10 protein-coding genes are annotated in these 11,817 nt (G+C 59.1%); 5 read left to right on the top strand and 5 right to left on the bottom strand.

The annotated features are described in order from the left end of the window. Window positions 1-21 precede the first annotated feature (21 nt). Complete coding sequence (locus tag HU739_RS12040; protein ID WP_189684498.1) at window positions 22-384, bottom strand: ArsC family reductase; 363 nt, start codon at window positions 382-384, stop codon at window positions 22-24. Between the two features lie 291 nt (window positions 385-675). Between HU739_RS12040 and HU739_RS12035 the strand changes: the two genes are divergently transcribed. Further along, window positions 676-2,307, top strand: a complete 1,632-nt coding sequence (locus HU739_RS12035; protein WP_186550164.1) for a Na+/H+ antiporter — start codon at window positions 676-678, stop codon at window positions 2,305-2,307. A gap of 6 nt (window positions 2,308-2,313) precedes the next feature. Here HU739_RS12035 and HU739_RS12030 read toward each other — a convergent pair whose 3' ends face one another. The 4 genes from HU739_RS12030 to map form a co-directional block, all read right to left on the bottom strand. Then, window positions 2,314-3,048, bottom strand: coding sequence for a M12 family metallopeptidase (locus tag HU739_RS12030; protein ID WP_186550166.1), 735 nt, complete (start codon window positions 3,046-3,048; stop codon window positions 2,314-2,316). A 165-nt stretch (window positions 3,049-3,213) separates the two neighbouring features. Then, on the bottom strand, window positions 3,214-4,413 hold the full coding sequence (gene dapC / locus HU739_RS12025; RefSeq protein WP_186550168.1) for a succinyldiaminopimelate transaminase: 1,200 nt from the start codon (window positions 4,411-4,413) through the stop codon (window positions 3,214-3,216). A 204-nt stretch (window positions 4,414-4,617) separates the two neighbouring features. Further along, window positions 4,618-7,320, bottom strand: coding sequence for a [protein-PII] uridylyltransferase (locus tag HU739_RS12020; RefSeq protein WP_186550170.1), 2,703 nt, complete (start codon window positions 7,318-7,320; stop codon window positions 4,618-4,620). 42 nt (window positions 7,321-7,362) lie between these two features. Continuing rightward, window positions 7,363-8,145, bottom strand: coding sequence for a type I methionyl aminopeptidase (map, locus tag HU739_RS12015; protein WP_186550172.1), 783 nt, complete (start codon window positions 8,143-8,145; stop codon window positions 7,363-7,365). Window positions 8,146-8,518: 373 nt separating this feature from the next. Between map and rpsB the strand changes: the two genes are divergently transcribed. From rpsB to frr, 4 genes are all read left to right on the top strand, one after another. Then, window positions 8,519-9,256: a 30S ribosomal protein S2 gene (rpsB, locus tag HU739_RS12010; protein WP_186533161.1), complete on the top strand. Its 738-nt coding sequence runs from the start codon at window positions 8,519-8,521 to the stop codon at window positions 9,254-9,256. A 190-nt stretch (window positions 9,257-9,446) separates the two neighbouring features. Then, complete coding sequence (gene tsf / locus HU739_RS12005) at window positions 9,447-10,310, top strand: translation elongation factor Ts (RefSeq protein ID WP_186533160.1); 864 nt, start codon at window positions 9,447-9,449, stop codon at window positions 10,308-10,310. A gap of 208 nt (window positions 10,311-10,518) precedes the next feature. Beyond that, window positions 10,519-11,262, top strand: a complete 744-nt coding sequence (pyrH, locus tag HU739_RS12000; RefSeq protein ID WP_003222124.1) for a UMP kinase — start codon at window positions 10,519-10,521, stop codon at window positions 11,260-11,262. After that, a complete protein-coding gene (frr, locus tag HU739_RS11995) occupies window positions 11,259-11,816 on the top strand; it encodes a ribosome recycling factor (protein WP_186550174.1) in 558 nt (185 codons plus the stop codon). Before pyrH ends, frr begins: the two co-directional genes overlap by 4 nt. Window position 11,817: the final 1 nt, after the last annotated feature.

Here is an 11,817-nt window from a genome sequence, read left to right as displayed (position 1 = left end):
CTACATAGAGTGACGGGCTGCTTACTTCAGAGCGGCCGCGTAGATGTCTGGCTTGAAGCCAATCAGGGTTCGGTCACCGAGATCGAGCACCGGGCGCTTGATCATCGAGGGTTGCGCGAGCATCAGTTCGATGGCTTTCGACTGGTCGAGATCGGCTTTGCGTTCGTCGTCGAGTCTGCGAAAGGTCGTGCCTGCACGGTTCAACACCGTTTGCCAGCCGTGCTCGTCACACCATTGCGTCAGGTGCGCACGGTCGATACCGGCCGTTTTGTAATCGTGAAAGTCGTAGCTGACAGCGTGTTCATCGAGCCAGGTGCGCGCCTTCTTCATGGTGTCGCAGGCTTTGATGCCGAAAAGGTGCAACGTTTTACTTGAAACGGCCAAGGAATCGCCCCCTTTACAGGTGCTGGAGAAAAATGGTGACGGATTATGCCATGACCAAACGGTTTCGTCGGCCACGGTTGTCGTAACGCTGTAAAACCTGTGGGAGCGAGCCTGCTCGCGAAGGGGGTGTGTCAGTCGACATTGATGGTGAATCTTGCACCGCTTTCGCGAGCAGGCTCGCTCCCACAAGGGAGTTGCGTTCCAGCCGTGCGACATAGGTGCAACGGTCATCCACAGCCTAAGGCGCTAATATGGCAGTTCAACGCTGTCGATCGCCTGAGATACTGCTTTATGCAAACTGCTTACACCGTCCTGATCCTGCTGATGCTGGTCAGCGTCTCGCGACTGGTTGGCCGGGTCATCCCGCTGCCGCTGCCTTTGGTGCAAATCGCCGCCGGCGCCTTGTTGGCCTGGCCGACGCTGGGCCTGCACGTGGCCCTCGATCCGGAGCTGTTCCTGTTTCTGTTCCTGCCGCCGTTGCTGTTTTCCGACGGCTGGCGCATGCCCAAACGCGCGCTCTGGCAATTGCGCGGGCCGATTCTGACCCTGGCCGTGGGCCTTGTTTTGTTCACCGTGGTCGGTGCCGGCTATTTCATTCATTGGCTGTTGCCGACGATTCCGCTGCCAGTAGCCTTTGCCTTGGCGGCCGTATTGTCGCCCACCGACGCCGTAGCGGTTTCAGCGATTGCGCAGAACCGCTTGCCGACGCCGCTGATGCACATGCTGCAGGGCGAGGCGCTGATGAACGACGCCTCCGGTCTGGTGACTTTCAAGTTCGCCCTGGCAGCGGCGGTGACGGGGGTGTTCTCGCTGACCAACGCCAGCCTGACCTTCGTCGCGGTGGCGCTGGGTGGTCTGGCGGTCGGCGTGGCGCTGAGCTGGCTGGTTGGACGCCTGCGCGTGTGGATGATCGCCCGTGGCTGGGATGATCCGGCTACTCACGTAGTGTTCATGTTGCTGTTGCCCTTCGCTGCTTATGTATTGGCCGAGCGCCTGGGCGCATCGGGCATTCTTTCGGCGGTCGCAGCGGGGATGATGCAGAGCTGGCTCGACCTGCTGCCACGGCAGACCAGCACCCGGTTGCTCAATCGCAGTGTCTGGTCGCTGCTGGAGTTCGCCTTCAATGGCCTGATCTTTCTGCTGCTCGGCCTGCAATTGCCGGACATCATCAAAGCGGTGGTCAGTCACGAGCCGACGCTGTGGCCGACGCTGTTCTACCGTTGCCTCGATGTGCTGGCGATTTTCCTCGCGCTGGTGTTGCTGCGGTTTGTCTGGGTGCAAAGCATCTGGCGCTTGTCGGTACTGCTGCGGCGTTTGCGCGGCAAAGGCGAGCTGACGCAAGTGCCGACGGCGCGTTCCTGCTGGTTGCTGACGGTCGGTGGCGTGCGCGGGGCGGTAACGCTGGCAGGCGTGATGTCGGTGCCAATGTTGATGGGCGCGCAGGCGTTTCCCGAGCGAGACCTGCTGATCTTTATCGCGGCCGGGGTGATTCTGCTGTCGCTGGTGTCGGCGTGTATCGCCTTGCCCTTGTTACTGCGCGGGATCGAAAAAAGCCCGGACGATAAACGCCGCCAGGAAGTGCGCGATGCCTGGCGCAAAACCGCCGAAGCCGCGATCCACTCGCTGGAAACCGAAGAAGTGGTGCCTCAGGATGCGGCGCAGGCGGCACTGTCCGCTGAGCTCAAGGCGCGAATCATGTCCGAGTATCGCCATCAACTCGATGTCTTCAATGACTCCGCCGAAGCCCAGGCCCTGGCGTTCCAGATGGATCTGCTGGAACGTCGGCTGCGTCTGAAGGCGCTGCGCGCGCAACGCCTGGAGTTGTACCGGCTGAGCCGCCAGCACCAGATCGGCGACGATGTGCTCAGGGAAGTGTTGGGAGAGCTTGATTTGAGCGAGGCCAACCTGGGGCAGGTCAAATAAACGGCGTTACCTAGGATAGAGCAGTCGCATCAGGCGTTTGTCCTTCTTGCTGATCTTGCGGTTGACCGGTAATTCCCAGTCGCCCAAGGTCAATGTGTTCGCCACCGGGTGATGCATGATCGAGTGCTTGTCATAGGCGGTGTAAATCGCATCGAGCGTATCGAAGGAGGCAAAGAGGTTGCGGTCGACCTGTTCGCGGGTCAGCGGATTCATCTGCCGATTCTGATAAAACTCATACACCTTGGGCTTATCCCACGGAATGTTCGCCTGGGGATGCTGGTGTTCATGCAGGGCGCCCAGTGCATGACCGAACTCGTGGGTGACGATCACCTCGAAGTCGACATGGTCGGGGCTGACCCCCAGATTCATGGTTGGATGGTCAGGATGAATCAGCAGCGCATCGGTGCCGAGCATGGCGCTGTTGTCATTGTTTTTTGTGGCGATGCGAATATCGCCCTGGCGCTCTTCGACGAATTCAAACTTGAGGTTGATGTACGGCAACCAACGGCTGGCCGCGGCGATGATTTTGCTTTGGTGATCAGGCTCGGGCGCATCCATGAAGGCAATCTTCAGCGTGCGGCCGTTGGCCCACAATTTCGAGTAGTTGAGCACGGCGCGCTTGCGCCGCGTACCGCTGGTGCGATCGCTGTCGGCATTCGCCGGATTTTCGCTGATGGCGGCCGCGTAGGCTGCCTGATCGTCTGGCCACTGTAGGAGTTGGCAATCCAGGAGTTCTTGCATTTCACTTCTTCCATGAAGTCTGGAGCGGTGGTTTTTGAGACGCGGCGAACCGCGCAGCCCAAGACTAACGTCTGGCCGGCGCAGGGACGGGAAATAAGATCGGGCGAACTGTTACGCGATATTTGCAGCGCCTGTGCCGGATTGCCCGACACAGGCGCTCAGGCCTCAGCGGCGACGCTGGATGAAATCGCGAATACGCTCAGCCGCTTCGACACACTCGGCCAGCGGCGCAACCAGTGCCATGCGCACGCGGCCGGCCCCCGGATTGACGCCATCGACCTTGCGCGAAAGGTACGAGCCCGGCACCACGGTCACATGCTCCTGCTCGAACAGATCGCGGCAGAACTGCGCGTCATCGCCGTTCACGCTCGGCCACAGGTAGAAGCTGCCGTCCGGGCGCTGCACATCCAGCACCGGGCCAAGAATCGCCAGCACCGCATCGAACTTCTCGCGATACAGCGCGCGGTTGGCGCGCACGTGGACTTCGTCGTTCCAGGCGGCAACGCTGGCCAGTTGGGTTTGCACCGGCATTGCGCAGCCGTGATAGGTGCGATACAGCAGAAAACCCTTGAGGATCTCGGCGTCGCCGGCGACGAAACCGGAACGCAGGCCCGGCAGGTTGGAGCGCTTGGACAGGCTGTGGAACACCACGCAACGCTTGAAGTCCTGACGACCCAGTTCCACACAAGCGCTGAGCAGGCCCGGCGGCGGCGTCTGCTCGTCGAAGTACAGCTCGCTGTAGCATTCGTCCGCGGCAATCACAAAATCGTACTGGTCGGCCAGGGCGATCAACTTTTTCAGCACATCGACCGGAATCAATGCGCCGGTCGGGTTGCCCGGCGAGCACAGGAACAGGATCTGGCAGCGCTGCCAGATGTCCGGCGACACCGCATCGAAATCCGGGTTGAAGCCGTTTTCATCCAGGCACGGCAGGTAGTGCGGCTTGGCCCCGGCGAGGAACGCGGCGCCTTCGTAAATCTGATAGAACGGGTTCGGGCTGACCACCAGGGCGTCGTCGCCACGGTTGACCACGGTCTGGGTAAACGCAAACAGCGCTTCGCGGGTGCCGTTGACCGGCAGCACGTTGCGCGCCGGATCGACCCAGCCGCTTGGCACGCCAAAACGCCGCTCGCACCAGCCAGCGATGGCTTCACGCAGCGCCGGGATGCCGAGGGTGGTCGGATAAACCGCCATCTGCTCCAGATTATTGGCCAGCGCTTCGGCGACAAAGCTCGGCGAGCGATGCTTCGGCTCGCCGATCGACAGGGCGATCGGACGCTTGTCCGGGTTTGGGGTCACGGTGCCGAGCAGTGCGCGGAGCTTTTCGAACGGGTAGGGCTGGAGCTGGTTCAGAGCGTTGTTCATGGGGGCCTCGGTCAAAGTGGGGCAAAACGCCGATACTGGGCCGTTCACCAGACCTGTAGGAGTGAGCCTGCTCGCGATGAGGGCTGCACATTCAATATCTGTGCAAGCTGATGCATCGCCATCGCGAGCAGGCTCACTCCTACAAGGAATTTGATTTACAGGCTGGAATCGGAGTGATCCTTCCCACCGGGGTAATGGGTTAATTCAAATACTGATTCGGGACAGCTTGATATCCGGTTCCTGATTGACGCTCAGTTGTTCAACGATCGCATCCTGCAAGCGGCTGCACAGCAAGGGATCGGACAGCGGCTGGTTGTGCGCATCGGTGATAAAGAACACGTCTTCGACCCGTTCGCCCAGGGTCGCGATCTTGGCGTTCTGCAACGACAGGTCGAACTCGAGGAAAATCCCGCCGATGCGCGCCAGCAGGCCCGGGCGATCGGGTGCGGTCAATTCCAGCACCGTCACCGGGCGTTGCGCATCGTTATGGATGGTCACCTGTGGCGCGAAGGCAAAATGCTTGAGCTGGCGCGGCACCCGGCGCTGGATGATCGTCGGGTAGTCGTCCGGGTTGCGCAGGGCTTCGGTCAGCCCTTCGCGGATCTGTTTGACCCGCACCGGATTGTCGCCGATCGACTCGCCGTCGTTGTCGAGCACGATGTAGGTGTCGAGGGTGAACTGGCTGCTCGAGGTAATGACCCGGGCGTCGTGAATGTTCAGGTTGAGCTGGTCCATCGCGGCCACGGTCACAGCGAAGAAGTCGTGTTGGTCCGGTGCATAAATGAAGATCTGCGTGCCACCCTCGAACTCGCGTTGGGTGGTTTCCTTGATCAGCACCAGCGGCCCGCCATTGACCGGTTGCTGCAGGATCGCATCGCTGTGCCAGGCCACGTCGCCGGCGGTGTGCCGCAGGAAATAGTCATCGCCCAGTTGCGCCCACAGTTGCTCGACATCGTCCGGGTCGGTGCCGCCGCGCACCAGAATGTCCAGTGCGGCGCTCTGGGTCTGGCGAATCTGCTCTTCGCGATCCACCGGGTTCTCCAGGCCGCGGCGCAAGGCGCGCTTGGTTTCGGTATACAGCTGGCGCAGCAGGCTGGCGCGCCAGGAGTTCCACAGCGTCGGGTTGGTCGCGTTGATATCGGCGACGGTCAGCACATAGAGATAGTCGAGGCGGGTTTCATCGCCGACGGCCTGGGCGAAGTCGTGAATCACCTGCGGATCGGACAGATCCTTGCGTTGGGCGGTGGTCGACATCACCAGATGGTTCTGCACCAGCCAGACGATCAGGCGGCTGTCCCACACCGGCAGTTGGTGGCGCTGACAGAACGCTTCGGCATCGACCGCGCCGATTTCCGAGTGGTCGCCATGCCGGCCCTTGCCAATGTCATGGTAGAGGCCAGCCATGTAAATGAGTTCGGGCTTGGGCAGCTTGGCCATGAGCTTGGCCGCGAGAGGAAATTTTTCCGAGACCTGGGTGTACTGCAGTTTGCGCAGGTGCTTGATCAGATTCAGCGTGTGCGCATCAACCGTATAAATGTGGAACAGGTCGTGCTGCATCTGCCCGACGATAAAACCGAACTCCGGCAGATAACGCCCGAGAATGCCGTAACGGTTCATTCGCCGCAGGTTGCGGTGGATACCGATCTTGCACTTGAACAGCTCGATGAACAGGCTGGTGTTGCGAATATCGTTGCGGAAGTTGTCGTCGATCAGGTGACGATGCTCGCGTAGCAGACGGATGGTGTCAGCGCGCACACCTTTGATTTCCGGCTGCTGGGCCATTAGCACGAAGATTTCCAACATGGCGAACGGCGTGCGGCGGAACACGTTGTCGTTGCGTGCCTCGATGTAGCCGTCGTGCAACTGGAAGCGCGCGTTAATCGGCTGCGGCGGCGCCTCGTCTTCCGGGGCGAGAATGACTTCCTCGAAGTGCTGAATGATCAGGTCGCTCAACTGGGCGATGCTCATCACCGTGCGGAAGTACTGCTGCATGAAGTTTTCGACCGCCTGTTTGGCGTCGTCACCTTCAAAACCGAGCAGGCCGGCAATGGTGCGCTGATGATCGAACAACAAGCGATCTTCGGAGCGGCCGGCAAGCATGTGCAGGGCATAGCGCACTTTCCACAGAAATTCCTGGGAAGAGGCAAGTAGGGCGTTCTCGCTTTCGACCAGAAAACCTTCGCCGGCGAGGGCGCGCAGGTTCAGGGTGCCGTACTGGCGGCGGGCGACCCAGAGAATCGTCTGAATATCGCGCAGGCCACCGGGCGAACCTTTGACGTTGGGTTCCAAGTTGTACTCGGTGTCGTTGTACTTATGGTGACGGGCCTTCTGTTCGGCATGCTTGGCGAGAAAAAACTCCTTGGCCGGCCACATGTGTGCGGTGCTGGTGACCTCGAGCATGCGCTGGCGCAGGCGCTCGGGGCCGCAGATGGTGCGGCTTTCCATGAGGTTGGTGACCACGGTCAGGTCGGCACGGGCCTCAACGGCACATTCATCGACCGAGCGCACGCTTTGACCGACCTCCAGGCCGATGTCCCACAACAGCGTCAGAAAACGCTCGATGGAATCGCGGAAAACTTCGTGATCGGCGCTGTCCAGCAGGATCAGCAAGTCGATATCGGAATAGGGGTGCAGTTCGCCCCGGCCGTAGCCGCCGACCGCGACCAGCGCGATGTCGGCGTCTTCGCTCCAGTTGAACTGGTCCCAGGCCTTTTGCAGGATGTTGTCGACGAACCAGGCGCGGTCTTCGATCAGCCGACGGATGTCGCGGCCGCTGCGAAAACGCGCGTCAAGCACCTCGCGGGCCTGGCGGATCGCCTTCTTGAACGCCGCGATAGGACTCGCTTTGAGCGCCAGTTCAGCCTGGAACTGGCCGCGGTCGAAGAGTTCGGGATCCACCTGCGGCATCGATTGGCTTTCCTTCTATAAAAGCTGGGAGCGTTTGGTGTATCAGGCCGAGACGCGCGCGATGGTGTCATCGCTGCGCAGGGTGAAGATCTCGTAGCCCGTGTCGGTGACCAGCAGGGTGTGTTCCCACTGCGCCGAGAGCTTGCGGTCCTTGGTAATCGCGGTCCAGCCGTCGCCCAGTACCTTGGTGTCGGCCTTGCCCTGGTTGATCATCGGCTCGATGGTGAAGGTCATGCCGGCTTTCAGTTCCATGCCGGTGCCCGCGCGACCGTAATGCAGGATCTGTGGCTCTTCGTGGAATACCTTGCCGATGCCATGGCCGCAGAACTCGCGAACTACCGAAAAACCGTTCTTTTCCGCGTGCTTCTGAATCACTTCGCCGATGTCGCCGAGGCGGCAGCCGGGTTTGACGATCTCGATCGCCTTGTACATGCATTCCTGAGTGACTTGCGACAGGCGCTCGGCCCACACCGGCACCTCGCCGACATGGAACATGCGGCTGGTGTCGCCGTGGTAGCCGTCCTTGATCACAGTGACGTCAATGTTCAGGGTATCGCCGTTTTTCAGTGGCTTGTCGTTCGGGATGCCATGGCAGACCACATGGTTGATCGAGGTGCAGATCGACTTCGGGTAACCCTTGTAGTTGAGCGGGGCAGGGATGGCCTGCTGCACATTGACGATATAGTCGTGGCAGATCTGATTCAACTGATCGGTGGTCACGCCCGCTTTGACATGTTCGGCAATCATTTCCAGCACATCGGCGGCCAGTTTGCCGGCGACACGCATGCCAGCGATGTCCTCGGGGGTTTTGAGGTTGACGGTCATACAGGCTCTCTCTGCGCTCGGCGGCGCTTGCTGATACAAATAGGGTGGCACGTGTGCATTTGGCGACCCTGAAAAACGCGATTCTAACAGACGGAAGGTGCAAATCCGCGCCTGCGTGCATCGCTTCTGTCTATACAATGGTGGGCATCAGGCCGATTCCAAGGGGGCTGCGTCTGTGTCCCGGTACCGTTAGATATTCCGGGTTCCGTTTTTGCGCACCCTGTGGTATAAAATGCGCCGCTTTCCGGGGATGCCCCGAAAAGCTTAAATCCACACACGTGTCGACACGATGACCTGGGTGCCTTGGGCTTTTATGCCTCTGGTTGGTCATTGGGATACGTGGAGGCCAAACCCGACTTATCAAGGAACTATCATGTCCCAAGTCAATATGCGCGATATGCTGAAGGCCGGTGTGCACTTCGGTCACCAAACCCGTTACTGGAATCCGAAAATGGGTAAATACATTTTCGGCGCGCGTAACAAGATTCACATCATCAACCTTGAAAAAACCCTGCCAATGTTCAACGAAGCTCTGACTTTCGTAGAGCGTCTGGCCCAGGGCAAAAACAAGATTCTGTTCGTCGGCACCAAGCGTTCCGCTGGCAAGATCGTTGCTGAAGAAGCAGCACGTTGCGGTTCGCCGTACGTCGATCACCGCTGGTTGGGCGGCATGCTGACCAACTTCAAGACCATTCGTGCTTCCATCAAGCGTCTGCGTGACCTTGAAGTTCAAGCCGAAGACGGTACTTTCGCCAAGCTGACCAAGAAAGAAGCGCTGATGCGCACTCGCGATCTTGAGAAGCTGGATCGTTCGCTGGGCGGTATCAAGGACATGGGCGGTCTGCCAGACGCACTGTTCGTGATCGACGTTGACCACGAGCGCATCGCGATCACCGAAGCCAACAAGCTGGGCATTCCGGTCATCGGCGTTGTCGATACCAACAGCAGCCCGGAAGGCGTTGACTACATCATCCCAGGCAACGATGACGCCATTCGCGCTATCCAGCTGTACATGGGTTCGATGGCTGACGCAGTTATCCGCGGTCGCAACAACAATGCTGGCGGTACTGTTGAATTCGCAGCTGAAGAAACTCAGGCTGCAGCTGAGTAATTGACGCCCTGGCGTTGACTCAGTAAGCAAAAAGGGGGCTTGGCCCCCTTTTTGCCACCTCGAAAACCATTTGTCGGCGCCCACGTCTCTGTTTGTAACGTGCGGCAGCTAACAAGGGTGGTTCGGGAAGAATTGAACGCCCGTTCGGTCGGGTGGAATGGTTGAAAACCTATCCAAGAGGAATTTGAAAATGGCAGCAATTACTGCAGCGTTGGTCAAAGAACTGCGCGAGCGTACCGGCGAAGGCATGATGGATTGCAAGAAAGCCTTGGAAAAGGCTGACGGCGACATCGAAAAAGCCATTGATGACATGCGTGCTTCGGGCGCGATCAAGGCTGCGAAAAAAGCCGGCAACGTTGCCGCTGAAGGCGCAATCGCAATCAAGGACGACGGTAAAGCTGCCGTTATCCTGGAAGTGAACTCGCAGACCGACTTCCTCGCTCTGCAAGACGACTTCAAGAACTTCGTTGCTGACAGCGTTGAAAAAGCCTTCGCTGACAAGCTGACCGACGCTGCTCCGCTGATCGCCGCTCAAGAATCTGCTCGCGAAGCACTGGTTGGCAAAGTAGGCGAAAACGTCAACATTCGTCGTCTGACCCGCATTGAAGGTGACGTTGTAGGTTCGTACCTGCACGGCAACAAGATCGGTGTTGTTGTCGCTCTGAAAGGCGGCGACGTCGAGCTGGCCAAAGACATCGCGATGCACGTAGCGGCAAGCAACCCTGAGTTCCTGCTGCCTTCGCAAGTTTCGGCTGAAGCGATCGAGCGTGAAAAAGCTGTGTTCCTGCAGCTGAACGAAGAGAAAATCAAAGGCAAGCCAGAAAACATTGTTGAGAATATGGTCAAGGGCCGTATCAGCAAGTTCCTGGCAGAAGCTAGCCTGGTTGAGCAGGCGTTCGTCAAGAACCCTGAAATCAAGGTCGGCGAGCTGGCCAAGAAAGGCGGCGCAGAAATCGTCTCCTTCACTTACTACAAAGTAGGTGACGGCATCGAGAAGCCGGTCGACAACTTCGCTGAAGAAGTTGCTGCCCAGCTGGCTGCCGCCAAGCAATAAGACGGTTTTTCAACTGTCGCCCGAGAGAGGCTGCCCGCTTACGCGCGCAGCCTCTTTTCAGATGGGGTACCAATTTTTATTTGGTTTCCACCCGGAACTGACTTACAAAGCCATGTTCCGATGGCGCTGCAGCAGCGCCAAGCTAGAGTGAACGCCAGCTGTAAACAGCTCGCAAAGAATTTTTAATACGCCGCAGGAGAGATTCGCAATGGCTCAGCAGGGCAGTGGTTATCAGGCTCGCTATAAACGCATTCTACTCAAGCTTAGCGGCGAGGCCCTGATGGGCTCGGAAGAGTTCGGGATCGATCCAAAAGTGCTGGATCGGATGGCACTGGAAGTCGGCCAACTGGTCGGCATCGGTGTGCAGGTCGGTCTGGTGATCGGCGGTGGCAACCTGTTCCGCGGCGAAGCCTTGAGCAAAGCCGGCATGGATCGGGTTACAGGCGACCACATGGGCATGCTGGCCACTGTGATGAACGCCCTGGCCATGCGCGACGCGCTGGAACGTGCCAATATCTCGGCCATCGTCATGTCGGCCATTTCCATGGTGGGTGTGACCGATCACTATGATCGCCGCAAAGCCATGCGCCACCTGAACTCCAAGGATGTGGTGATCTTCGCCGCCGGTACCGGCAATCCGTTTTTCACCACCGATTCGGCAGCGTGCCTGCGCGCAATCGAAATCGATGCCGATGTCGTGCTCAAGGCGACCAAGGTCGACGGCGTCTACACCGCTGACCCGTTCAAAGACCCGCATGCCGAGAAGTTCGATCATCTGACTTATGATGAAGTGCTGGATCGCAAGCTGGGTGTAATGGACCTGACCGCTATTTGCCTGTGCCGCGATCACAAGATGCCGCTGCGCGTATTCAACATGAACAAACCCGGCGCCCTGCTGAACATCGTACACGGCGGCGCTGAAGGGACTTTGATCGAGGAAGGCCAACAATGATCAACGAAATCAAGAAAGACGCCCAAGCGCGTATGCAGAAATCCCTGGAATCTCTGAGCCATGCATTCGGCCAGATTCGCACCGGCAAGGCTCACCCGAGCATCCTCGGCAGCGTGATGGTGCCTTACTACGGCACTGACACCCCGTTGAGCAGCGTTGCCAACGTCACCGTGAAGGACTCGCGCACCCTGCAAGTCGTGGCTTTCGAGCGCAACATGCTGGCGGCCGTCGACAAGGCGATCCAGAGCGCCGGTCTGAACCTCAACCCGACCAACCTGGGCGAGTTGCTGCTGATCCCGATGCCGGCCCTGACCGAGGAAACTCGTAAAGGTTTCACCAAGCAGGCCCGCAGCGCCGCCGAAGACGCGCGTGTTGCCGTGCGCAATATTCGTCGCGATGCCTTGGGCGAGCTGAAGAAACTGGTCAAGGACAAGGAAATCAGCGAAGACGAAGAGCGTCGTGCCGTCGCTGATATCGATAAGCTGACCAAAGACTCCGAGGCCCAGATCACCAAGGCCACGGAAGAGAAAGAAAAAGACCTGATGGCCGTATAAG

This window comes from Pseudomonas hamedanensis, assembly GCF_014268595.2.
GTDB classification, from domain to species: Bacteria; Pseudomonadota; Gammaproteobacteria; order Pseudomonadales; family Pseudomonadaceae; genus Aquipseudomonas; species Aquipseudomonas hamedanensis.
This window is presented reverse-complemented; position numbering and strand designations above follow the sequence as displayed.